Below are 22,426 nucleotides of genomic sequence, written 5' to 3'. Positions count from 1 at the left end.
ATTGTGTCGCGTAATCTCCACGCGACGCACTTCGCCGACCCTGTTGACATTCAAGTTAACTTCACGTGTAGAGTCGGCATGCACCGTTTTTCCGTTTTTCCCCACGAGACCCCCATGAAAATCAGCGAGCTCGCCAAACGTACCGGCCTCACCCCATCGACGATCCGCTTCTACGAATCGAAAGGATTGTTGAAATCGGTAGGCCGCCTGTCCAACGGTTACCGGGAGTATCCGCTCGAAGCCGTCGCCATCCTGTCGATCATCATCAATGCCCAACAGACCGGCTTTACGCTCGACGAAATCAGGCAGGTACTGCCTGCCAACTCCACCAACTGGCGGCATGACGAGCTGGTCGCCATGCTGACGAAGAAACTGGAGGACATCGAATCGATGGAGCTGCGGCTGGCGCAAAACAAGGCGCATCTGCGCACCCTCATCGAGCTCATCAACTCGAAACCGGACGACATGGCCTGCGCGGAGAATGCGGCCCGGGTCATGGACACGGTCGGCATTCCAGACCAGAAAAAACTTTCCTGAATTTTTCGCTTGACCTTCAAGTTTGCTTGAAGCCTAGGATCGCGTCGAGGGTGAACGATGGTGCCGCCTGGCGGCACACGAGGACACCCGCGCGCCATGAGTGAGGGGCCTTGGCCACCTCATGGAATCCACTGAAATCTTCAGCAAGGCGACAGCATATGCACTCCACAACAGCAGCACTGACCCTGGCGGGTCTGCTGGCAATGTCCATCGTGAACGACACGAAGGCAGACACCACGACCATCGACATTGCCGGCCACAAGGTACCCGTCGTCGCAGGCGGCCTGTACGACCGCTATCGATCGAATCCTCCCCTTTCCGTGATCCAGGCCGCGGCGCCGGAGCTGGACCTGAGCTGGTTCAGGACGCTTCCCAAGACCAGGGTCGATGTCGGCTTCGAGACGTATTCGCCCAATTTTTATTACAAGAACCGCCGGATCACGGCCATCTTCACGGCCGACCTGGAGCGACTGCGCGAATTGATGCCGGCGCAGGTGAAGCAGGCAGTGCAGCCGCTGCAATTATGGCCGGGTCGGGGCGTGGTCGCGCTGACTGCCTATGCCTACGAGGTTTGCGACAACGACAGCTACAACGAAATCTCCCTGTCCATCGTGACCAACAAACCGGGCAGCTTCAACTTCGGCCCGATTTCCCTGCTGCGCCAATCGATGGCGGACGACTATTGGGGTTATGTGCTCAAGCTGCCGGTGAATACGGAGCTGGCCAGGGTACGCGGCGTGGTCGGCTACAACCTGCCGAAATGGACGACCGGCATCGATATTCGCGAGAACGACAAGACCCTGGCCTTTGCCATTGCCGATAGCGGGACGGGCAAGACCGACGTCGTCTTCGAGGGCCGCAAACTGCCCGATCTGTCGAACGAGGTCACGCTCGTCAAAAACAGTTTTACGAATACCGATCGACAGGATCGACTGACTTCCGGCTACGCCGTTTCCCGCCAACTTCAGCATGCGTCGAGCAAGGAGGAAGAGGCCGTCACGCTGAGGCTGGGAGAGGGAAGCCTGTCGGCCTATATCAAGGCGCTGAAGCTGGGGAAGATGCTGAAGTACGAATATGTTCCCGATTTCCAGAGTGCCTTGTATGCACCGGCACCGCTGGCTCTTGCTTCTGAAGGGAAGTAGTTCGACTGGGCAGCGGACGCGCACTGCCTGTCGCGCCGCCTGGCGCCACTCCGTACGATATCGAACCGAAGCACGCGGCGCGGCGGGGTAATGTCGCAAGACAACCCCGGCAGTGCGGGCACCGCCGCCGTCGATTCAACTTTTACAGGAGAGCGTTCATGCAACGACAGATCGCCGCCATGGTAGGCGGAGTCATCGCGGGAGTGGTGACGAGCGCAGTGATGTTTGCGGGCCGCAAGAGCGGCGTATTGACCAAGACGCTGGACCGGGATGCCGTCGACTGGATCGACGACAAGACGGGTTCGCGCGCGGTGATCGGCGACACCGGCACCAGCGTCGTCGAGTTCGTCAATCACCTGGGCGCCTCGGCCGCCTTCGGTGCGGGCTACGCCAAGATCCAGGATCTCGCGCCTTCGGTCTCGCCGGTCGCACTCGGTGCGCTGTACGGCACGGCGCTGTACGCCGTCAACATCGGCGCCATCGCACCGGTGCTCGGCATCACGCAAGGCGAGATCAAAGCGGGCCCGCGCAAGGCCGGCGAGCGCTGGGCGATCCACGTGCTGCAGGCGGTGGTGACCGCCGTCGTCGCGGATCGCCTGAGCTCCGCTAGCACGGATTACTAGCCCCCAGGGCAGACCTGCCTGCGTACATGGGCGTTGGTGCCGGAAAGATTTCTTTTCGGGGTCAGGTTTTGTCACGCGGCAGTTTTGCCCCTTTTTGTTTCCTGGAACATCGCGCCTTTCGGTAGCACGATTCAGGCGTGCCTTGCCTTGTCTCTCCTATCCACTGCGGGTAGACTGGGGACGAGACATCAATGACTACGCTGCAATTGCGCTCGACCGAGTCAGGCATCGCGGCTCACTTCCTGCCGCCGATCGATCACCGATGCCGGAGCGCCCATGAATCTCATGCTGAACGAACCGGGACAGATGCAGTTGGTCCCCCTCGCATTTCTGCTGGCAGCGGCAATTTCCGCTTATACGGCCATGCAGGCTCTGCTCGTTGTCTTCTCCGGCTATCGTCGTGGCCTGTACAGTTTTTACGCTGCGATGAGTATCGCCGTAACGCTTTTATTCCTGGTCGATCACCGCTTCTATATGGCAGACGCGCCCGCGGTCACGGCCAGGCTCACGCAGTGGCGCGTGGCGTTTGCGCTGGCATTTTATCCGGCCCTGTTTGGATTCATCGCGATCTATACCGGACAGGAACGCTACCGCCGCTGGCTGTTGCTGATGACGATCGCCAGCGCCGGTCTCGTCGCCCTCAATTTCGCCATGCCCTATAGCTTGCGCTTCGACTCCCTGGATAGCGTACGAGTGCAATCGATGCCCTGGGGCGAAACTTTCGCACTGCGTTATGGGAGCATCAGTCGCTGGAATATCGTTTCCAGGTGCCTGACGACGACGGTCCTGCTATGGGGCCTGGCCAGGTCCGCCCATCTCTACCGGCATGGCGCCCGACGCGCTGCAATCCTGCTGGGCCTGGCGCTACTGGCCATGCTGGCGGCGTCGGTATCGAGTTTGCTGGTCGACCTTGGGCGTGTCCAGTTTCTCTATTTGGGCGGCATTGCCTACTTCGGGCTGATCCTGTTCATGAACTTCTCGCTGGGAATGGATCTGCACGAAATGAACCGTGCATTGGAAAGGACTTCCAAACACCTGCAGCACCAAATCACGCTACGCGAAAGGACCGAAGAATATATCCGGCAAATCGGCTTTCGCGACAGCCTGACCGGGCTCCCCAACCGCGCCAAGCTGGACGAACAGCTCGATCTGGTGTTGCGACAGGAAACCGGCAGCAAGCACGGCGCGCTGATCATGCTTGGCCTGGACGACTTCAAGACCATCAACAATGTGCTTGGACATGACGTGGGCGACACCGTCCTACAGCTGGTGGCACAGAGGCTGGGAGCTTCCGACATAGAAGGCGGATTACTTACTCGCTATGGTGGAGACGAATTCAGTTTCCTGTTTCCCGATCTTGCCTTCGATACACGCGAGCCGACGGAGGTGGCATGCGACATTGCAAGACGCTGCCTGCATATCTTGTCCCAACCATTCGCGTTCAATGACAGGACGCTTGACGTTGGGGCATGTGCCGGCATTTCGGTATTCGCCTACCCCTCCCCGTTGGCAAAGAAGCCTCTGCAATGCGCGGAAATGGCGCTGGCGCGTGCCAAGTCCGCCGGGCGCGGCAGCATCCAGCTGTATGAATCCGGGATGCAGACCGAACTGGCAGAGAAGCACGAGCTCGAGCGCGACATGCGCATTGGCCTGAAGCGAGGCGAATTCCAGCTCTATTACCAGCCTCAAGTGGATTTTCAGGGCAATGTCCTGGGTGCCGAAGCATTGCTGCGCTGGCGGCATCCCGGCAAAGGGTTCGTTTCGCCCGCTGTCTTCATCCCGATCGCGGAACGGAGCGGCTTCGTTCACGACCTGGGAACATGGGTTTTACAGCAGGCGTGTGAACAGGTTGGACAGCTGGCCCGAAACGTGCCGGCCTTTGACGGCCACATCTCCGTGAATATCAGTAACTGGCAAATCAACCAGAGAGGTTTCGATAGCCACGTCCAGGACATCCTCGCGAACGCTGGGGCGGACGCCTCCCGCCTGACGCTTGAAATAACGGAAAGCCTGTTCATCCACGACCTGAACGACGCCATCGCGCGGATTAACGCCTTGCGCGCTCTCGGCTTACGCTTCAGCATCGATGACTTCGGCACCGGATATGCGTCCTTGTCCTACCTGCGCCGGCTGCCGATCGATGAACTAAAAATCGACCAGAGCTTCGTCAAGAACCTGGGCATGAACGCCCGCGATACCGACCTGGTCGAGACGATCGTCCGCATTGCGCGCCACATGGACATGCAGGTGGTCGCAGAGGGTGTTGAAAACGAGACGCAACGCGCCACGCTGGCGAAGATGAGTATCTGGGCGCTGCAGGGCTATTACATCGCGCGGCCGATGGACAAGGACGCGTTTCTGGCCTGGCTCACCGAACGCTGCGAAACAGTCTCACCGCCCGGCAGCAGCATCCCTACTGGCGCCAGGTCCGACATTCGAACATGACCTCCGCCTCACTGCAGCGCTACAGTTGAGTGCGTGTCCGAATGTCATCCCTGTCCCTGCTTTTGCTCAATCGAACTTCGAAAAGTCCGGCTTGCGCTTCTGGAAGAAAGCCGTGAACGCTTCCTTCGCTTCGGCGCCGACCAGCATGGCGCCGAACTGCTTGTTTTCGACGTTCATCGTCTCGGCGACGATGGCGGCGCGCGGACGGCGCATCAGGGCCTTGGTGGCGCGGATCGAGGCGGCAGGCAGCGCCACCAGTTTCATCGCCTGGCCCTGCGCGAAGGCGAGCAGCTCGGCGGCCGGCAGCACTTTGGCGACGATGCCCATCTCGAAGGCTTCCTGTGCCGTAAACGCTTCGCCCAGCATCAGCTTTTCGGCCGCGCGGGTATAGCCGGCCGCTTGCGCGACCAGCAGGGACGAGGCGAATTCCGGGCACAGGCCGAGCTGGGTAAACGGCATCGAGAATTTCGCGTTGTCGGCGCAATAGACCAGATCGCAGTGCATCAGCATCGTGGTGCCGATGCCGACCGCGGCGCCGGCGACAGCGGCGACGACCGGCTTGGTGCAGCCCTCCAGCGCTTTCATGAACTGGAAGACGGGACGGTCTTCGGTCATGGCGCCGTCGCCGGCGTTGTTCAGGAAGTCGTCGAGGTCGTTACCGGCCGTGAAAATTTCGGGCTTGCCGGTGATGAGGACGGCGCGCACTTGCGGGTCCTGCTCGGCGTCGAGGAGCGCCTCGGCCATGGTCGAATACATGGCGCCGGTGATGGCGTTCTTGCGCTCGAGGCGGTTGAATTCGATGGTCAGAACACCGTTGGTTTTGGTCGTTTGAATGCTCATGATGTTTTTGTCTCCCGGGTTTTCAGAAGCACGAAAACGCGTGGGCACAAGTGCCCACCCTACGTTACGCGACGGCCGTAGGGTGGGCACTCGTGCCCACGCGGTGATACGTGCCGGCCGCATCAACGAACACGCTGACACGGCCACTGTTCACAATTAAACGCGCTCGATGATACCGGCCGCGCCCATGCCGGCGCCGACGCACATCGTCACCATGCCGTATTTCAGGTTATTGCGGCGCAGTGCGTGCACGACGGTCGCGGCGCGGATGGCACCGGTTGCGCCCAGCGGGTGGCCGAGGGCGATCGCGCCGCCCATCGGGTTGACCTTGCTGGTGTCCAGGCCGAGGTCGCGGATCACGGCCAATGCCTGCGCGGCAAAGGCTTCGTTCAGTTCGATCCAGTCCAGCTGGTCCTGGGTGATGCCGGCGGCGGCCAGGGCTGCGGGAATCGCGACCTTCGGGCCGATGCCCATGATCTCCGGCGGTACGCCGCGCACGGCGAACGAGGAGAATTTCGCGAGCGGAGTCAGGTTGTGCTCGCGCAGGATCTTCTCGCTGACGACGATCAGGGCGCCGGCGCCGTCCGACATCTGCGACGAAGTCGCAGCGGTGACGGTGCCCTTGGCGGCGAAGACGGGCTTGAGCTTGGCCATGCCCTCAGGGCTGGCGTCGGCGCGCGGGCCTTCGTCGAGGTCGACGGTGCGGCGCTTGACCGAGATCTCGCCGGTCGCCAGGTTCGGCGTGCGGGTGATGATCTCGACCGGGGTGATCTCGTCCTTGAACAGGCCTGCCTGCTGGGCCGCGATGGCGCGGCGGTGCGATTCCAGGCCGAATGCGTCCTGGTCTTCGCGCGACACTTTCCACTGCTGGGCGACCTTCTCTGCGGTCAGGCCCATGCCGTAGGCCAGGCCCACGTTCTCGTCCTTAAAGGTGTCCATGTTGATCGACGGGTGGTGGCCCATCATCGGCACCATCGACATCGATTCCACGCCGCCGGCGATCATCACGTCGGCTTCGCCGACGCGGATGCGGTCGGCCGCCATCGCCAGGGCGGTGATGCCCGAGGCGCAGTAGCGGTTGACGGTCACGCCGCCGACCGTGTTCGGCAGGCCGGCCAGCACCACCGAATTACGGGCGATATTGAAGCCCTGCTCCGCTTCCGGGAACGAGCAGCCGACGATGGCGTCGACGATCAGTGCCGGGTCCAGGTTCGGCACGGCGGCCATCGCACCGCGGATCGCGGCGACCAGCAGGTCGTCCGGACGGGTGGTCTTGAACATGCCGCGTGGCGCCTTGCCGATCGGGGTGCGGGTCGCTGCGACGATGTATGCGTCTTGAAGTTGTTTGCTCATGTCATTCGTCCTTGATTAGTTCCGCACTGGCTTGCCGGTCTGCATCATGCCCATGATCCGCTCTTGCGTCTTCGGGTTGTTCAGCAGTTCGATGAAGGCTTTACGTTCCATGTCGAGCAGCCACTGCTCCGACACCACGCTGCCCTGGTCGACGTCGCCGCCGGTCACGATCTCGGCGATCATGTCGCCCAGCTTGTAGTCGTGGGCCGAGATGAAGCCGCCGTCACGCATGTTGACCAGCTGGCCGCGGATCGTCGCCCAGCCGTAGCGGCCGGTCACGGTCACAGGGCGCTGCAGCGGTGCGCGGTAGCCGGCGTCGAACATCGCGCGCGCCTGGACCTTCGCCACGTGCAGCAGCTCGTAGGCGTTGAAGACGATGATGTCGTCTTCCTTCAGGTAACCCATTGCCTTCGCTTCCAGTGCCGACTTCGACACCTGCGCGGTGGCGGCGTTGGTGAAACCGGTCTTCAGGAATTGCAGGATGTCGTTGCCCTTGGCTTCCGTGAAGGCGCGCACTGCCGCTTCCTTCAGGCCGCCGCCGGCCGGCACCAGGCCGACGCCAACTTCGACCAGGCCGATATAGGACTCGATCGAGGCGACACGCTTCGACGCGTGCAGGGCCATCTCGCAGCCGCCGCCCAGCGCCAGGCCAGCCACTGCGGCGACCACCGGCACGTTCGAGTACTTCATCTGCATGAAGGTGTCCTGCAGTTCCTTGACGATCGGGTCCATCGCTTTCGCGCCGCCGGCCATGAAGGCAGGCAGGGCCGATTGCAGGTCCGCGCCGGCCGAGAAGGCGCCGCCTTCGGTGGCGTCGGTATTCCAGATCACCAGGCCCTTGAAGTTCTTCTCGGCCTCTGCGAGACCGCGCTTCAGGCCCTGGATCACGCCGTCGCCGATGACGTGCATCTTGGTCTTGAGCGAAATGATCAGGACCTCGTCGCCGGTGTGCCACAGGCGCACCGAGTCGTCCTCGAACACGGTGGTGCCGGCGGTTTTCGCGTCGGTGACGCCTGCGCCCAGCACCGGTGCACGGAAGGCCTGGCGCTCGTACACGGCCAGGGTCGAGCGCGGCACATAGCTGTTCGATGCGGCCGAGTACGAACCCTCGACGGTGTGCACGCCCTTCTCGGCGACTTGTCCCTCGAAGACCCATGCTGGCAGCGGGGTGTTGGTCAGCGCCTTGCCGCTATCGATGTCTTCCTTGACCCACTGCGCGATCTGGGTCCAGCCTGCGGCCTGCCAGGTCTCGAACGGACCGACGCTCCAGCCGAAGCCCCAGCGCATCGCGAAGTCGATGTCGCGCGCGTTGTCGGCGATGGTGTCGAGGTGGACGGCGATGTAATGGAAGGCGTCGCGGTAGATCGCCCACAGGAACTGCGCCTGCGGGTTGGTCGATTCGCGCAGGGCCTTGAACTTCTTGACCGGGTCCTTTTCCTTCAGGATGCGCGCGACGATGTCGGCTGCCTTGCCGCCGCCTGCGACGTACTCGCCGGTTGCAAAATCGAGGCGCTGGATGTCCTTGCCGACCTTCTTGTAGAAGCCGCCGCCGCTCTTCTGGCCCAGGGCGCCCTTCTCGATCAGTTTCGACAGGACTTCAGGCGTCTTGTACACGCTGAAGAACGGATCGTCCTGCAGGGTGTCCTGCATGGTCTTGATCACATGGCCCATCGTGTCCAGGCCGACGACATCGGCGGTACGGAAGGTGCCCGACTTCGCGCGGCCCAGCTTGGCGCCGGTCAAGTCGTCGACCACGTCCACCGACAGGCCGAATTTTTCGGCTTCGTGGATGGTGGCCAGCATGCCGAAGATGCCGACGCGGTTGGCGATGAAGTTCGGCGTGTCCTTGGCGCGCACGACGCCTTTACCGAGGGTCGATGTCAGGAAGGTCTCGAGCTGGTCGAGGATTTCCGGATTGGTCGACGTGGTCGGGATCAGCTCGACCAGATGCATGTAGCGCGGCGGGTTGAAGAAGTGGACGCCGCAGAAGCGCGCCTTCAGGTTCTCATCGAAACCTTCGGCCAGCTTGTTGATCGACAGGCCCGAGGTGTTCGAGGCGAAGATCGCGTTTTGGGCGATGTGCGGCGCGACCTTGGCGTACAGGTCGTGCTTCCAGTCCATGCGCTCGGCGATGGCTTCGATGATCAGGTCGCAGCCAGCCAGCACGTCGAGGTTGTCTTCGTAGTTGGCGACTTCGATCAGCGATGCGTCGTCCTTGTTGCCCAGCGGGGCCGGCGACAGCTTTTTCAGGTTCTCGATGGCGCGCAGCACGATGCCGTTCTTCGGGCCTTCCTTCGCAGGCAGGTCGAACAGCACGACAGGCACCTTGGCGTTGACGCAGTGCGCAGCGATCTGCGCGCCCATCACGCCCGCGCCCAGCACGGCGACTTTCTTGACGGTGAAATTGGTCATGGTTTTTATCCCTTGCGTTCTTAGAACAGGTCGGCGTCGAGCGCCATCAGGTTGGCGGAACCCGAGCGTGCCTGGCGGATCAGCATCGCGGTTTCCGGGTACAGGCGGGCAAAGTAGAAGCGCGCGGTGGCCAGCTTCGATGCATAGAACTTGTCATCGGAATCCTGCTTGGACAGCGCGATCTTCGCCATCTGCGCGAAGAAGTACGAGAACACCATGTGGCCCACGACGCGCAGGTAAGGCACGGCAGCGGCGCCGACTTCGTCCTGGTTCGTGAATGCCTTCATGCCGATTTCCATGGTCAGCTTGCCGACCTTGTCGCCCAGTTCGCCCAGCGGGGTCACGAACTCGGACATCGCCTCGTCGAGGCCGTTCTCTTCGACGAATGCCTTGATCTTCTCGCCGAAGGCGCGCAGCTTGGCGCCGTTGTCCATCAGGATCTTACGGCCCAGCAGGTCCAGCGACTGGATGGTATTGGTGCCTTCGTAGATCATGTTGATGCGCGCATCGCGCACGTACTGCTCCATGCCCCACTCGCTGATGTAGCCGTGGCCGCCGTAGACCTGCATCGCTTCCGAGGTGGCGATCCAGCCGTTGTCGGTGATGAAGGCTTTCACGATTGGGGTCAGCAGCGCGACTTCGCCGGCGGCTTCCTTGCGGACATCTTCGTCCGGGTGGTTCAGTTCGCGGTCGATCTGCAGCGCGACATACGAGCACACTGCACGGGCGCCTTCGGCGTAGGCTTTAGCAGTGAGTAACATGCGGCGCACGTCCGGGTGCACGATGATCGGGTCGGCTGGCTTGTCCGGTGCTTTCGGGCCCGACAGGCTGCGCATCTGGATGCGGTCCTTGGCGTAGACCAGGGCGTTCTGGTAAGCGACTTCGGTCAGGCCGAGCGACTGCATGCCGACGCCGAGGCGGGCGGCGTTCATGAACACGAACATCGCGTTCAGGCCTTTATGCGGCTGGCCGATCAGGGTGCCGACGGCGCCGTCCAGGTTCATCTGGCAGGTGGCGTTGCCGTGGATGCCCATCTTTTCTTCGATGGCGCCGCAGAAGATCGGGTTGCGTTCGCCCAGCGAGCCGTCCGCGTTCGGCAGGAATTTCGGCACCAGGAACAGCGAGATGCCTTTCGAACCTTCCGGTGCGTCCGGCAGGCGCGCCAGCACCAGGTGGATGATGTTTTCGGCAACGTCGTGTTCGCCGGCGGAAATGAAAATCTTGGAGCCGGTGATTTTATAGGTGCCGTCGCCCTGCGGCTCGGCCTTCGAGCGCAAGAGGCCCAGGTCGGTACCGCAATGCGCTTCGGTCAGGCACATGGTGCCGGTCCACTCGCCCGAGACCAGCTTCGGCAGGTAGAACTGCTTCTGCTCGTCCGTGCCGTGTTCCTTCAGGCACTCGTAGGCGCCGTGCGACAGGCCCGGGTACATGGTCCAGGCCTGGTTGGCCGAGTTCAGCATTTCGTAGAACGAATTGTTCAGCGAAACCGGCAGGCCCTGGCCGCCGTATTCCGGATCGCAGGCCAGCGCCGCCCAGCCACCTTCGACGTACTGTTTATAGGCTTCTTTAAAACCTTTCGGGGTGGTCACGGTCTTGGTGGCGGCGTCGAAATGGCAGCCTTCGCGGTCGCCCGAGTGGTTCAGCGGGAACAGCACTTCCTGGGTGAACTTTGCGCCTTCTTCCAGCACCTGGTTGATGATGTCGGCGTCGATTTCCTGGTAGGCAGGCAGGTTCTTGAATTCTTCGGTGACGTTGAGGAATTCATGCAGCACAAACTGCATATCCCGGATTGGCGCGACGTACTGACCCATGGTGTTCTCCTGATGAAGGTGAGATTTGTTTGTAACTGAAGAGCGGGCGGCGAGGCCGGCCGCATTTAATCTGAATGCTTGCAGTGAACCGGATTGCGGTAATTCTCGATCAGCCGGGCGAAGCCGCGGTTGGCGCGGTCGAGCGCGCCGGGGACGCGCAGGAAACGTGCGTCGTGGTGCAGGGCCAGGATCAGCCCGTACATCTCGTAGACCAGCTGCTGCGGGTCGGCGCCCGTTTGCAGGTCGCCGCAGTCGATGCTTTGCTGCACGGCGCGCAACAGCGCGCCCTGCCAGGCACGCACCATCGCTACCAGCGATTCGCGGATCGGGCCTGGCCGGTCATCGTACTCCACCGCGCCGCTGATATAAATGCAGCCCGATGCGATTTCGACCGATACCCGCTTGACCCAGCGCGCAAACATCGATTCCAGGCGCGGCAAGCCGCGTGCTTCCTTGACGCTTGGGAAAAACACTTCCTGTTCGAAACGGTGGTGGTAGAGCTTGAGCACTTCCATCTGCAAATCTTCGCGCGAACCGAAGTGGGCAAACACGCCCGACTTGCTCATGTTCATGCGATCCGCGAGCAAGCCGATGGTCAGGCCTTCGAGGCCATTACGGCTGGCCAGCTCGAGCGCGACGTCGAGAATCGCCGCCCGCGTCTGCTCGCCCTTGCGCATGAATTTTGCTGAAGTGTTGATACGTTTCCCCTGGGTGAATCGAAAAATCCGAACGCTCGTACTATTATCTATCAGGCGTGGAATGTCAAACGGGAACTTAGAGGTGGGGTTCTAGTAGCATCGGCACCCCGTGCCGATGCTACGGTAGGGTGGGCACTCCGTGCCCACGCGAACGGTCGAACCATGTTGGCTTCGCTTTGGGCGCCGCCGATGACATCACGTTCCGCGTGGGCATGCCCACCCTACTCGCTGGCCCGCGCAATCGCCCGGCGGTCCCGCTTGGTCGGCCTGCCCTTGATCGTACTGCCCGGCTCCGGAAACAACCTTCTCGCCTCCGAATCGTTCTCGCGGCGCTGGATGCTCTCCTCGGTCTCCCGGTACAACTCGCGCGCGATCGGCGCCGCGCCGCGTTTATCGGAAATCCCGAGCACCACCACTTCCCAGCGATCCGAACCATTGTCGATGGCAATCTTGTCGTCGACTTTGACGGCGCGCGCCGGCTTCACCGGTTCGCCGGCAATGCGCACTCGCCCGCGCTCGACGGCATCGGCCGCCATCGAACGGGTTTTGAAAAAACGCGCGGCCCACAGCCACTTGTCGATGCGTACGTTATCCATGTCTGGCTCTTCCTTATGCGTAACCGATAGCAAAAATGCGCATGGTCAGTTTATAGAGAAGGTAAGCCATTTCATAGCGCACGCGGCGCACCCATCCGATGCCCTCGAAGTCCTCCATGCGCACCACTTCGCCGTCGGCAATGCCGCGCTCGATGTGGGTACGCACGGCGCGCGCAAAGGCAGCGTTTTTCACGACGATATTCGCTTCCTGGTTCAGGAACAGGGACAGTCCGTCGCAATTGCTGGAGCCGACCGTCGCCCAGTCGTCGTCGACCACGGCGATCTTCGCGTGCAACTGCGTCTTGCGGTATTCCACGACGTCGATGCCGTCCGCGAGCAGCTTCGGATAGAAGGAACGCGCCACGGCATCCTGCATCTTGAATTCGCCGACGCCGATCAAGAGCGTCACTTGTACGCCGCGCCTTGCGGCCTGGGCCAGGGCCTCGCGGAACTTGCGGCCCGGCGCGAAATACGGATTGGCCAGCAGCACGCTTTTCCTGGCCTGGCCGATCGCTTGTAAATAGGCGCGCTGGATGGTCCTCCGGTTGCGCAGGTTGTCGCGCACGACAAAGGCGGCGCGCATCGGGCGCGCGCCTTCGGTCGGCGGCGAGCGGCGCGTCTCGCGGAACAGCTCGATGCGGCTGAGCAGATCGAGGCGTCCGGCGCGCATCCATTGCGCCTGCGCTTCAAAGTGGATCTGGGCCAGCAGCGGCCCGCGTACCTGCACCGCGAAATCCCAGCGCGGGGCGGACAAGGGCCGGTAAGGCTCGTAGTCGCACAGCATGTCGTCGTTGATGTTGATGCCGCCGACAAAGGCAATTTCGCCGTCGACCACCGTGATCTTGCGGTGGGTGCGGGCGATGCCACGCTTGAACCAGGGGTTGAAGACGCGGTACTGGACGCCGGCCTGGGCAAAGGCTTCGGCGCGGCGGCAGCAGGCGCGGTGGCCGGTGCCGAACCAGTCGACCAGCACCCGCACCTTGACGCCGCGCCCGGCTGCGCGAATCAGCGCCGCTTCGATGCCGCGCGCGACGGCGTCCTCGGCAAAGATATAGGTTTCGAACAGGATGTCGTGCCGGGCGGCGTCGATCGCGGCGATCATCGCCGGGAACAGCTGTTGTCCGGTTTCCAGCAGGGTGATGTCGTTGTTCGCTACATAGGTAACGCTGCGCATCGCTTCAGGCCAGCTGCAATTCGGCGACGATGGGCGCGTGGTCCGACAGCTTGGCCCAGATCGGGCCGGCCATCACCTGGGCGTTGTCGACCTTGAAGCCGCGCACATAGATGCGGTCGAGGCGGAACCAGGGCAGCGCGGCCGGGAAGGTGCGTGCCGGCGCCAGTCTCGGCTGGCGGCCGGCCCAGCCGCGCACCATGTCGCCCAGCGCCGATTTCGGCCCGAGTTCGTCAAACACCTCGACCACGCCGAGCGCATTGCGCAGGCGCTCGCTGAGGGTATTGCGCCAGTCGTTGAAGTCGCCGGCGATGAGGACCGGCTCGCCGTTCGGCGCCGACTTGTTGACCGCTTCGATCAGCTGTTCGGTCTGGCGCCCGCGCCCGCCTTCGAACAGGCCGAGGTGGACGACATAGCAATGCACCTTGCCCGCCGGCGTTTCCAGCACGCAGTGCAGGATGCCGCGCTGCTCGTAGGCGTGGTCGGAGACGTCGTGGTTATGCGAGTTTTCGATCGGAAAACAGCTGAGCAGGGCATTGCCATGGTGGCCGTGGTCGTAGACGGCGTTCATGCCATAGGCGGAGTGATGCGACTCGCCGGCAAAGTATTCGTATTGCGCGGCTTCCGGCCAGATGCGGGTCTCGCGTTTATGCTGGCCGTAGCGTGCGTGATGGCGGTCGTGCCGCCCTTGCACTTCCTGCAGGAAAACGATATCGGCGTGAAACTCGGCAATCGCCTTCTTAAGCGCAAGCACCCGGGGGGTACTGCGCAGCGAGGAGACACCCTTATGGATATTGTAGGTAGCGACACGAATCTTCATGGGAACATTCTAACCCCATCAGTCCGTGTTCATTTTTATAACGTTTCCAATCGTGCGGCACGGGGTGCAGCCTTCTGGGAGCCACGACCCCGTGTGCAGCTTATTCAAATGCGGGAGCTGCTTCCCAATGCTGGCGCAACGCGGCATTGCGCGGCGCGGCCAGATTCTCTGCCTCGGACAGAGGAACGGAAACCAGACGCGGGCCGCTCAGGCGCAGTCCGCAGAGCAGGTCGATGTAGAAGCAATCATCGTCTACGCTCACTGCCTTCACTTTTTCCTCGTGCTTCGGTTCGAATTGTTCCATGTATTTTCTCCCAGAATCCGTTGGTTGGACGTGTTGCAGTTTAAAAACTTCGCTCGACGCGAATTGCTGACGATAGGGGACGAGCTCCCTCTTGTCAAACGCGGATTCTATTGTGCGCTACCTAACATAGCGAATTTCCTTCAGTAATTTTTCCCTGGGGAACTTGTTTCAATATGTAACAGGAAATGTTTCCATATATAATTTGTTTAAGCCAAGAGCATATTTGTATCAATTTGTATGCATGTTAGCCGGGTTTTCCGGGCAGTCTGACGAACTTTCACTGAGTCATTAATGACTATTGGTACCGAATGAACAGAATTTTTTCATTCAGACAATTTTTTGTACGTCTTCGTGAGGTAGTCGTGTAGGACAAAAGGAAGGTGACTGTTGTATTTGCGCCTACAGATAAAAAATTCCTTGACAAGGAATAAACTGCCTTATGATTTACTTAACGGAACAAAAATCGGCAGCCTGGGATGGTGGAAAGCCTGAAGCTTGCCGCCTGTCAATAAAACAGCTGTCGATCTAGGTCGGCCCACCCAATACCCGTCCCAGCAGTTCGCGTTCCAGCGCACCGAAAGCGGCACTGCCACGCTCACGTGGCCGGGACAAGTTGACCCGGATATCGTGCGCGACCCGCCCCGCTTCGATCACCAGCACCCGGTCCGCCAGCACCAGCGCCTCCTGGACATCGTGGGTAACGAGCACGGCGCTGAAGCCGTGGCGCAGCCAGAGCGACTCGATCAATTGCTGCATTCCGATCCGGGTCAGCGCATCGAGGGCGCCCAGCGGTTCGTCCAGCAGCAGGATGCCGGGCGCGTGGACCAGGGCCCGGGCAAGGGCGACGCGCTGGCGCTGCCCGCCGGAAAGGACCGCAGGCCACTCGTCGGCACGCGCTTCCAGGCCCACCTGCGCCAGCGCCGCGCGCGCCGCATCGCGCCCGTCGCGCCCGGCCAGTCCCAGCGCGACATTGTCGAGTACGCTCTTCCAGGGCAGCAGCCTGGCCTCCTGGAACATCAGGCGCAGCGCATCGGCGCGCCCGGCGCCGTCGATCGCCACCGTGCCGCCGTCTGCCTGCTCGAGCCCGGCAACGAGGCGCAACAAGGTGCTTTTGCCGCAGCCGCTGCGCCCGACCAGGGCCACGAATTCGCCCGGGGCGATGCGCAGGTCGATGCCGTCGAGCACGGTACGCCCGGCATAGCGCTTGGTCAGCCCGCGCAAGGCGACGGCGTCGCTGGCAGCGGCGACCCGCTGCGTTTCTTCGCTTGTGATCCGCATATGTCCTCGTTAACGGTAATCAAAGGTAAGCCGGATTCCAGCGCAGGAAATGGCGTTCGAGCAACCGCGCGCCGACGTCGGCGGCCTTGCCCAGCAGCGCGTACAGCAGGATGCCGACCAGCACCACGTCGGTCTGCAGGAATTCGCGCGCATTCATGGTCATGTAGCCGATCCCCTGCTGGGCCGAAATCGTCTCGGCCACGATCAGCAGCACCCAGACCAGGCCGAGCGCGAAGCGGATGCCGACCAGGATAGCGGGCAGCGCCGCCGGCAGGATCACGTCGCGGTACAGCGTCCAGCCCGACAACCCGTAGCTGCGTGCCATTTCGATCAGGCCGGCGTCGGCCGAGCGCACCCCGTGAAAGGTATTTAAATAGACGGGGAAGAACACCCCCACCGCCAGCAGGAAGAGCTTGGCGGTCTCGTCGATGCCGAACCAGAGGATCAATAAGGGCACCAGCGCCAGTGCCGGGATGTTGCGCAGCATTTGCAGGCTGGTGTCGAGCAGGGTTTCGGCGCGCCGCGAACTGCCGTTCAACAGACCCAGCAGCAGACCGGCGCCGGCGCCGATGGCAAAGCCGGCCCCGGCGCGCCACAGGCTGGTGCGCAGGTGGATCCAGAGTTCGCCCGAGACCGTCAAAGTCCAGAAGGCGCGCAGCACCGCCAGCGGCTCGGGCAGGATGCGGCTCGAGAGCCAGCCGGCCTGCGCCGCGACCTGCCAGGCCAGCACCAGCAAGGCCGGCAAGGCCCAGGGCGCCAGCAGCCCGGTTAGCCCACGCGGCGCCGGGTTTGCTCCGGCCGCCATCACGCCGCCTTCTTCGGCACGATGTCGCTGGCCATCATCTCGCCGAACGGCCCGGTGATCGATTGCTCGCCGCCCGTTTTTCCTTTGCCGAGCAGCGGGAACACCAGCTCGGCGAAGCGGTACGACTCTTCCAGGTGCGGGTAGCCGGACAAGATGAACGTCTCGATGCCGAGGTCCGCGTACTCGCGCATGCGGGCCGCTACCGTTTCCGGGTCGCCCACCAATGCGGTGCCGGCGCCGCCGCGCACCAGGCCCACGCCCGCCCACAGGTTGGGTGAGACCTCCAGCTTGTCGCGCCGCCCGCCGTGCAGGGCCGCCATGCGCTGCTGGCCGACCGAATCCATCTTCGCGAACGCGGCCTGCGCCTTGGCGATGACTTCGTCGTCCAGGTGGCTGATGAGTTCATCGGCGGCGCGCCAGGCTTCTTCATTGGTCTCGCGCACGATCACGTGAAGGCGGATGCCGAAGCGCAGCGTACGGCCGTGTTTCGCGGCGCGGGCGCGGATGTCGGCCAGCTTTTCCGCCACCGCCGCCGGCGGCTCGCCCCAGGTCAGATAGACGTCCATCTGTTCGGCCGCCAGTTGGTGCGCCGGCTCGGACGAGCCGCCGAAGTACAGCGGCGGATGCGGCGTCTGCAGCGGCGGATACAAGGTCTTCGCGCCCTTCACCTGGATATGCTTGCCCTCGAAATCGTAGCCGGCCGCCCCGCCCTCGCCTGCCAGACTGGCGCGCCAGACGCGGATGAATTCGTCGGAGATGGCGTAACGCTTCGCATGGTCGGCGAACAGGCCGTCCGCTTCCAGTTCTCCCTGGTCGCCGCCGGTGACGACGTTGATCAACAGGCGCCCGTTCGACAGGCGGTCGAAGGTCGCGGCCTGGCGCACGGCGAGACCCGGCGTCGACAGGCCGGGGCGGATCGCGACCAGAAATTTCAGTTGGCGGGTAGCGCCGATCAGCGAGGCCGCGACGATCCAGGGGTCTTCGCAGGAGCGCCCGGTCGGCAGCAGCACGCCGTCGTAGCCAAAGGTGTCGGCGGCGACGGCGATCTGGCGCAGGTAGTCGGCATCGACCGCGCGCGCGCCCTTCGCCGTGCCGAGATAACGGCTGTCGCCGTGGGTGGGGAGGAACCAGAAGATGTTGGGGGTGGACATGGTGTTTCCTTCAGAGCGGCGCCGCAGGCAGGGCCTCGGCCACATTCAGCGGTTTCGGGATCAGTTTCAGGTTGTGGAAGGCGTCGGCGATGCGCTGCTGCTCGCGCACGACCTCCGGCGAGATCTTCCTGACGCCATACGCATAGCGGCGCCCCGCCAGCTCGACGACGTTCGGCGGCAGGCCGGTCTGGGCGGCGAGAATCCGGGTCACCTCGGCCGGGTTCTCCCGGCCCCAGTCGTCGACCTTCGCGATCTCTTCCAACAGGATGCGCGTCAGCGCCGGCTGCTGCTCGACGAAGCCGCGCGCGGCCAGATAAAACTGGTGGTTCGAGACCAGGCCGCGGCCGTCGGCCAGCACGCGCGCGCCCAGCTGCTGCTCGGCGGCGGCCAGGAAGGGATCCCAGATCACCCAGGCGTCGACACTGCCGCGCTCGAAGGCGGCGCGCGCTTCGGCCGGCGGCAGGTAGATCGGCTGGATTCCGGACCAGGGCACGCCCGCCTTTTCCAGGGCCCGCACTAACAGGAAGTGCACGTTCGAGCCCTTGTTCAGCACGATCTTCTTGCCGCGCAGGTCGGCCAGCGTGCGCAAGGCGGAGCCCTTCGGCACCACGATCGCTTCGCTGCCGGGCGAAGGCGGCTCGTGGCCGACATATACCAGGCGCGCGCCGGCAGCCTGGGCGAAGATCGGCGGCGCCTCGCCGACCGTGCCGAAATCGATGCTGCCGACGTTCAGGCCCTCCAGCAGCACGGGGCCGGCCGGGAATTCGGTCCATTTGACGGCGATCTTCTGCGCGGCCAGGCGCTGCTCCAGCGTGCCGCGTCCCTTGAGCAGGGTGAGCGTGCCGTACTTCTGGTAGCCGATGCGCACTTCCTTCGGCGCCTGGGCGAATGCGCGGCCGGGCAGGCCGGCGGCCGCACCGGATGCGATTGCGGCCGCCAGCAGGCCGAGGGTGCGGCGGCGCGCCGGCCGCGATGGGTGATCGTGCATGGTGTTCTCTCTTATATGAATGGGCGATGAAATTCAGGCCGCGAGCGCGGCGGCGTCCCGGGTGCCGAGTTCGGCGCCGAGCTGTTCGATACCGAGCGCCACGCGCGCGGCGATGCCGGGTGCCGGCGCCAGGCTGCCGTCGGGATGGCGTCCGAGCTGGTCGGAGGTGGCATAGATGCTCGGCAGGATCGAGCGCGGCGCCATCGACGCCAGCACCGGGCGCAGCGCGTAGTCGAGCGCCAGCATGTGCGACTGGCTGCCTCCCGTCGCCAGCGGCAGCACCAGCTGGCCGGCCAGGCCATCCTGCGGCAGCAGGTCGATCACCGCTTTCAGCAGGCCGCTGTAGGCCGCCTTGTAGACCGGCGTGGCCACGACCAGCACCTCGGCCTGCGCCACCAGGTGCAGCAGGCGGGCGATACCGGGCTCGCCGCAGTCGGCCGCCAGCAAGGCCTGGGGATCGAGTTCGCGCGCTTCGATCCGGGTGATGCGCCGGCCGAAGGGGGCCAGCTGGTTGCCGACGTGCTGCAGCAGGCGCGAGGTCGAGGAGTTCGGGGATGGGCTTCCGCCCAGCAGGATGATGCTCATGGTGTTGTCCATTCGTTCACAGATGAGGACAGCCTAGAGCGGTCCGGGACGAAAGGACACGAATCGTTTTGCACATCCATATGCGTCCGGCGTTTTAAGGTTTTGCGCATATCGACGGGCGGATTTCTTCGTTCACGCGGCGCACACGCCGATGCACACTGTTTGTCATTCACTCATCAAGGCCCATCCGATGTCTTCCTCCGTCCTTCCCTTGCGCACTCCTGATTCCGGCAGATTCACCGATCCGTTGGCCGTGGCGGCACAGCTGGCAGAACAATTCGCCGCCACTGCCGTCGAGCGCGACCGCGCCGGCGGCCACGCTGCCCACGAACGCAGCCTGATCCGCGACAGCGGCCTGCTGACGCTGTCGATTCCAACGGAATTCGGCGGCCAAGGCGCACCCTGGTCGACCGTCTACGCGGTGATCCGCAGCCTGGCCCGCGCCGACAGCGCCCTCGCCCACGTGTTCGGCTTCCACCACCTGCAGCTGGCCGGCATCGCGCTGTACGGCAGCGCGGTCCAGCAGCGCAACCTGTACAGCGCCAGCGTGCAGCAGGGGCTGTTCTGGGGGAATGCATTGAATCCCCTCGACCGCAGGACGACGGCGCGTGCCATCCCCGGCGGCTACGTCCTCGACGGCGTCAAAAGTTTCGCTTCCGGTTCGGTCGGTGCCGACTGGCTGACGATCTCCGCCTGGGACAACGAGGCTGGCGCCGCCCTGATCGCGGTGCTGCCCGCCGCCCAGCCGGGCGTGCAGGTCGAAGCCGACTGGGACGCCTTCGGCCAGCGCCAGACCGACAGCGGCAACGTCAGTTTCGAAAAGGTGTATTTGCCCGCGGCGCTGGTTTTGCAGGCACCGGGACAAACGCCCACCGCCCAGGCCACGCTGCGCTCGCAGGTGGCGCAACTGGTCATGACCAACCTGTATCTCGGCATCGCGCTGGGCGCCTTCGAGGCGGCGCGCGAATATACGCTGACCCAGGCCCGCCCCTGGTTCGCATCCGGCGTCGACGAAGCCACGCGCGACCCGTTTATCCAGCACCGCTACGGCGACCTGTGGCTCAAACTGCGCCCGGCAACCCTGCTGGCCGACCATGCGGCGCAGCTGCTCGACGCCGCATTCGCGAAGGGCGCGGCATTGACGGCGCGCGAACGCGGCGAGGTCGCGGTGGCCGGCGCCGAAGCGAAGGTACTGGCGCACCGAGCGGCCATCGAGATCGGCAACGAGATGTTCGAACTGACCGGCGCCCGCTCGACCTCGGCCCGTTTCGGTTTTGATCGCTTCTGGCGCAATGCGCGCGTGCATACGCTGCACGATCCGGTCGACTATAAATTGCGCGACCTCGGGCGCTACGCGCTGGAAGGCCGCCTGCCCGACCCGACCCCGTATTCGTGATGAACGCGCCCCTTCCTCCTCCCGCCGTCGCGATCCGGCTCGACGATGTGGCACGCAGCTTCGCCCTGCCCGGCGGCGGCACCTTCGCGGCCGTGCAGGGCGTGACGCTCGAAGTGCGCGCAGGCGAGATTGTCGGCCTGGTCGGCCGCAGCGGCGCCGGCAAGTCGACCCTGCTGCGCCTGATGAATCTGTTGGAACGCCCGGACCGCGGCAGCGTCACCGTCGACGGCGCCGAGCTGACGCGGCTCGGCAAGCGCGAACTGCGCAATGCGCGGCGGCGCATCGGCATGATCTTCCAGCAGTTTAATTTGCTGCAGAACGCGACGGTGTTCGAGAACGTCGCCTTCCCGCTGCGCATCCACGATGCGATGAACGCGCCGCGCCTGAAGGCGCGCGTCGAGGAGTGCCTGGCGCTGGTCGGCCTGGCGGACCGCGCAGCCAGCTACCCGGCCCAGCTCTCGGGCGGCCAGAAACAGCGCGTGGCGATCGCGCGCGCCCTGGCCAGCCAGCCGGCGGTGCTGCTGTGCGACGAGCCGACTTCGGCACTCGATCCTGAGACGACGCGCGAACTGCTGGAAACGCTGCGCGACATCAACCGCCAGCTGGGCGTCACCATCGTCATCGTCAGCCACGAACTGCAGGTACTCGGCACCCTGTGCGACCGCGTCGCCGTGATCGAACACGGGATCGTGGCCGAGGAGTTTTCGCTGGACGACCACAGCGCGCCGCGCAAGACCGCGCTGGGACGCGAACTGGCTTATTACGGCACCGAGGCCTTCGCGGCCGCCGCCTGGGGAGATGCACATGCCTGACCAACTCGTCGCCATCCTGCCGGAACTCTGGACCGCCTTCCTGCAGACGGCGCTCATGCTCGGCATCGGTTTGATCGCCGCGCTCGTCATCGGCGGCCCGCTCGGCGTGCTGCTGTTCCTGTTCTCCGACGGCCAGGCGCTGCACAACCGCAAGCTGGCGCTGGTGCTGGGCTGGTTCGTGAACACGGTGCGTTCCTTCCCCTTCATCATCCTGATGGTGGCGCTGGTGCCGATCACGCGCAGCCTGGCGGGCACCTCGATCGGGCCGCTCGCGGCCGCGGTGCCGCTGTCGTTTGCCGCCATCCCCTATTTCGCGCGCCTGGTCGAGCAGAACCTGCGCGACGTGCCGCGCGGCGTGATCGAGGCGGCGCAGGCGATGGGTGCCTCGGAACTGCAAATCGTGCTGCGCGTGCTGCTGCCCGAAGCGCGCGCCGCCCTGGTGCTCTCGCTCACCGTGCTGGCGATCAGCTTCCTTTCCTACTCGGCGGTTGCCGGCGTGGTGGGCGGCGGCGGCATCGGAGACCTGGCGATCCGCTACGGCTACTACCGCTTCGAAACCGACGTCATGGTGTTGACGGTCGTGATCCTGGTCGCGCTGGTGCAGCTGATCCAGCTGACCGGCACCCGCCTGGCGCGCCGCCTCGACAAACGTTGACTCT

At 63.8% G+C, this 22,426-nt stretch carries 21 protein-coding genes; 7 read left to right on the top strand and 14 right to left on the bottom strand.

From position 1 onward, the window contains the following. Positions 1–114 precede the first annotated feature (114 nt). From ACI48I_RS21855 to ACI48I_RS21840, 4 genes are all read left to right on the top strand, one after another. Positions 115–537 carry a MerR family transcriptional regulator gene (locus tag ACI48I_RS21855; RefSeq protein WP_498575385.1) on the top strand — a complete coding sequence of 141 codons (423 nt, stop codon included), beginning with the start codon at positions 115–117 and terminating at the stop codon, positions 535–537. Positions 538–647: 110 nt separating this feature from the next. Further along, entirely contained in the window at positions 648–1,679 is a 1,032-nt protein-coding gene (locus ACI48I_RS21850) for an acetoacetate decarboxylase (ADC) (RefSeq protein WP_498575384.1), read from the top strand. 158 nt (positions 1,680–1,837) lie between these two features. Then, a complete protein-coding gene (locus ACI48I_RS21845; RefSeq protein ID WP_193687368.1) occupies positions 1,838–2,302 on the top strand; it encodes a hypothetical protein in 465 nt (154 codons plus the stop codon). 276 nt (positions 2,303–2,578) lie between these two features. Next, positions 2,579–4,747, top strand: a complete 2,169-nt coding sequence (locus ACI48I_RS21840) for a putative bifunctional diguanylate cyclase/phosphodiesterase (protein ID WP_498575383.1) — start codon at positions 2,579–2,581, stop codon at positions 4,745–4,747. A gap of 66 nt (positions 4,748–4,813) precedes the next feature. Here the strand turns inward: ACI48I_RS21840 and ACI48I_RS21835 are convergent, their stop codons facing one another. From ACI48I_RS21835 to ssuE, 14 genes are all read right to left on the bottom strand, one after another. Next, positions 4,814–5,587 (bottom strand): enoyl-CoA hydratase, encoded by a 774-nt coding sequence (locus ACI48I_RS21835; RefSeq protein ID WP_498575382.1) that lies wholly within the window; start codon positions 5,585–5,587, stop codon positions 4,814–4,816. Between the two features lie 156 nt (positions 5,588–5,743). After that, complete coding sequence (locus ACI48I_RS21830; protein ID WP_193687371.1) at positions 5,744–6,940, bottom strand: acetyl-CoA C-acyltransferase; 1,197 nt, start codon at positions 6,938–6,940, stop codon at positions 5,744–5,746. Positions 6,941–6,955: 15 nt separating this feature from the next. Continuing rightward, complete coding sequence (locus ACI48I_RS21825) at positions 6,956–9,352, bottom strand: 3-hydroxyacyl-CoA dehydrogenase/enoyl-CoA hydratase family protein (protein WP_193687372.1); 2,397 nt, start codon at positions 9,350–9,352, stop codon at positions 6,956–6,958. A 20-nt stretch (positions 9,353–9,372) separates the two neighbouring features. Continuing rightward, positions 9,373–11,163 (bottom strand): acyl-CoA dehydrogenase C-terminal domain-containing protein, encoded by a 1,791-nt coding sequence (locus ACI48I_RS21820; protein WP_193687373.1) that lies wholly within the window; start codon positions 11,161–11,163, stop codon positions 9,373–9,375. Positions 11,164–11,228: 65 nt separating this feature from the next. Next, positions 11,229–11,840, bottom strand: a complete 612-nt coding sequence (locus ACI48I_RS21815; RefSeq protein WP_498575381.1) for a TetR/AcrR family transcriptional regulator — start codon at positions 11,838–11,840, stop codon at positions 11,229–11,231. A gap of 242 nt (positions 11,841–12,082) precedes the next feature. Then, positions 12,083–12,457: an RNA-binding S4 domain-containing protein gene (locus tag ACI48I_RS21810; RefSeq protein ID WP_498575380.1), complete on the bottom strand. Its 375-nt coding sequence runs from the start codon at positions 12,455–12,457 to the stop codon at positions 12,083–12,085. Between the two features lie 13 nt (positions 12,458–12,470). Then, the gene (gene clsB, locus ACI48I_RS21805; protein ID WP_498575379.1) at positions 12,471–13,631 is read right to left on the bottom strand and encodes a cardiolipin synthase ClsB; all 1,161 of its coding nucleotides are present in this window, start codon (positions 13,629–13,631) and stop codon (positions 12,471–12,473) included. Positions 13,632–13,635: 4 nt separating this feature from the next. Continuing rightward, a complete protein-coding gene (locus ACI48I_RS21800) occupies positions 13,636–14,448 on the bottom strand; it encodes an endonuclease/exonuclease/phosphatase family protein (RefSeq protein WP_193687376.1) in 813 nt (270 codons plus the stop codon). A gap of 100 nt (positions 14,449–14,548) precedes the next feature. Continuing rightward, the gene (locus tag ACI48I_RS21795; RefSeq protein ID WP_193687377.1) at positions 14,549–14,752 is read right to left on the bottom strand and encodes a hypothetical protein; all 204 of its coding nucleotides are present in this window, start codon (positions 14,750–14,752) and stop codon (positions 14,549–14,551) included. 525 nt (positions 14,753–15,277) lie between these two features. Continuing rightward, the gene (locus ACI48I_RS21790; RefSeq protein WP_498575378.1) at positions 15,278–16,030 is read right to left on the bottom strand and encodes an ATP-binding cassette domain-containing protein; all 753 of its coding nucleotides are present in this window, start codon (positions 16,028–16,030) and stop codon (positions 15,278–15,280) included. 19 nt (positions 16,031–16,049) lie between these two features. Next, a complete protein-coding gene (ssuC, locus tag ACI48I_RS21785) occupies positions 16,050–16,835 on the bottom strand; it encodes an aliphatic sulfonate ABC transporter permease SsuC (RefSeq protein ID WP_193687379.1) in 786 nt (261 codons plus the stop codon). After that, on the bottom strand, positions 16,835–17,986 hold the full coding sequence (gene ssuD, locus ACI48I_RS21780; RefSeq protein WP_498575377.1) for an FMNH2-dependent alkanesulfonate monooxygenase: 1,152 nt from the start codon (positions 17,984–17,986) through the stop codon (positions 16,835–16,837). The genes ssuC and ssuD overlap by 1 nt, the downstream gene beginning before the upstream one ends. Before the next feature lie 10 nt (positions 17,987–17,996). Continuing rightward, positions 17,997–18,974 carry a sulfonate ABC transporter substrate-binding protein gene (locus tag ACI48I_RS21775; protein WP_498575376.1) on the bottom strand — a complete coding sequence of 326 codons (978 nt, stop codon included), beginning with the start codon at positions 18,972–18,974 and terminating at the stop codon, positions 17,997–17,999. A gap of 33 nt (positions 18,975–19,007) precedes the next feature. Next, the gene (gene ssuE, locus ACI48I_RS21770; protein ID WP_498575375.1) at positions 19,008–19,559 is read right to left on the bottom strand and encodes an NADPH-dependent FMN reductase; all 552 of its coding nucleotides are present in this window, start codon (positions 19,557–19,559) and stop codon (positions 19,008–19,010) included. Between the two features lie 190 nt (positions 19,560–19,749). Between ssuE and ACI48I_RS21765 the strand changes: the two genes are divergently transcribed. The 3 genes from ACI48I_RS21765 to ACI48I_RS21755 are packed head-to-tail and all read left to right on the top strand — an operon-like array spanning position 19,750 to position 22,422. Further along, complete coding sequence (locus ACI48I_RS21765) at positions 19,750–20,955, top strand: acyl-CoA dehydrogenase family protein (protein WP_498575374.1); 1,206 nt, start codon at positions 19,750–19,752, stop codon at positions 20,953–20,955. Continuing rightward, on the top strand, positions 20,955–21,767 hold the full coding sequence (locus ACI48I_RS21760; protein WP_498575373.1) for a methionine ABC transporter ATP-binding protein: 813 nt from the start codon (positions 20,955–20,957) through the stop codon (positions 21,765–21,767). The genes ACI48I_RS21765 and ACI48I_RS21760 overlap by 1 nt, the downstream gene beginning before the upstream one ends. Continuing rightward, entirely contained in the window at positions 21,760–22,422 is a 663-nt protein-coding gene (locus ACI48I_RS21755) for a methionine ABC transporter permease (RefSeq protein WP_193687385.1), read from the top strand. The genes ACI48I_RS21760 and ACI48I_RS21755 overlap by 8 nt, the downstream gene beginning before the upstream one ends. Positions 22,423–22,426: the final 4 nt, after the last annotated feature.

Source organism: Massilia sp. LXY-5, from assembly GCF_059801075.1.
This window is presented reverse-complemented; position numbering and strand designations above follow the sequence as displayed.

Bases quoted from the DNA above. Each gene is read 5' to 3' on its own strand.
- ACI48I_RS21825 (WP_193687372.1), bottom strand. From the start codon at position 9,352: ATGACCAATTTCACCGTCAAGAAAGTCGCCGTGCTGGGCGCGGGCGTG.
- ACI48I_RS21815 (WP_498575381.1), bottom strand. From the start codon at position 11,840: ATGCGCAAGGGCGAGCAGACGCGGGCGGCGATTCTCGACGTCGCGCTC.
- ACI48I_RS21840 (WP_498575383.1), top strand. From the start codon at position 2,579: ATGAATCTCATGCTGAACGAACCGGGACAGATGCAGTTGGTCCCCCTC.
- ACI48I_RS21790 (WP_498575378.1), bottom strand. From the start codon at position 16,030: ATGCGGATCACAAGCGAAGAAACGCAGCGGGTCGCCGCTGCCAGCGAC.
- ACI48I_RS21755 (WP_193687385.1), top strand. From the start codon at position 21,760: ATGCCTGACCAACTCGTCGCCATCCTGCCGGAACTCTGGACCGCCTTC.
- ACI48I_RS21760 (WP_498575373.1), top strand. From the start codon at position 20,955: ATGAACGCGCCCCTTCCTCCTCCCGCCGTCGCGATCCGGCTCGACGAT.
- ssuC (WP_193687379.1), bottom strand. From the start codon at position 16,835: ATGGCGGCCGGAGCAAACCCGGCGCCGCGTGGGCTAACCGGGCTGCTG.
- ACI48I_RS21810 (WP_498575380.1), bottom strand. From the start codon at position 12,457: ATGGATAACGTACGCATCGACAAGTGGCTGTGGGCCGCGCGTTTTTTC.
- clsB (WP_498575379.1), bottom strand. From the start codon at position 13,631: ATGCGCAGCGTTACCTATGTAGCGAACAACGACATCACCCTGCTGGAA.
- ACI48I_RS21835 (WP_498575382.1), bottom strand. From the start codon at position 5,587: ATGAGCATTCAAACGACCAAAACCAACGGTGTTCTGACCATCGAATTC.
- ACI48I_RS21800 (WP_193687376.1), bottom strand. From the start codon at position 14,448: ATGAAGATTCGTGTCGCTACCTACAATATCCATAAGGGTGTCTCCTCG.
- ACI48I_RS21830 (WP_193687371.1), bottom strand. From the start codon at position 6,940: ATGAGCAAACAACTTCAAGACGCATACATCGTCGCAGCGACCCGCACC.
- ACI48I_RS21765 (WP_498575374.1), top strand. From the start codon at position 19,750: ATGTCTTCCTCCGTCCTTCCCTTGCGCACTCCTGATTCCGGCAGATTC.
- ACI48I_RS21795 (WP_193687377.1), bottom strand. From the start codon at position 14,752: ATGGAACAATTCGAACCGAAGCACGAGGAAAAAGTGAAGGCAGTGAGC.
- ssuE (WP_498575375.1), bottom strand. From the start codon at position 19,559: ATGAGCATCATCCTGCTGGGCGGAAGCCCATCCCCGAACTCCTCGACC.
- ssuD (WP_498575377.1), bottom strand. From the start codon at position 17,986: ATGTCCACCCCCAACATCTTCTGGTTCCTCCCCACCCACGGCGACAGC.
- ACI48I_RS21845 (WP_193687368.1), top strand. From the start codon at position 1,838: ATGCAACGACAGATCGCCGCCATGGTAGGCGGAGTCATCGCGGGAGTG.
- ACI48I_RS21775 (WP_498575376.1), bottom strand. From the start codon at position 18,974: ATGCACGATCACCCATCGCGGCCGGCGCGCCGCCGCACCCTCGGCCTG.
- ACI48I_RS21855 (WP_498575385.1), top strand. From the start codon at position 115: ATGAAAATCAGCGAGCTCGCCAAACGTACCGGCCTCACCCCATCGACG.
- ACI48I_RS21820 (WP_193687373.1), bottom strand. From the start codon at position 11,163: ATGGGTCAGTACGTCGCGCCAATCCGGGATATGCAGTTTGTGCTGCAT.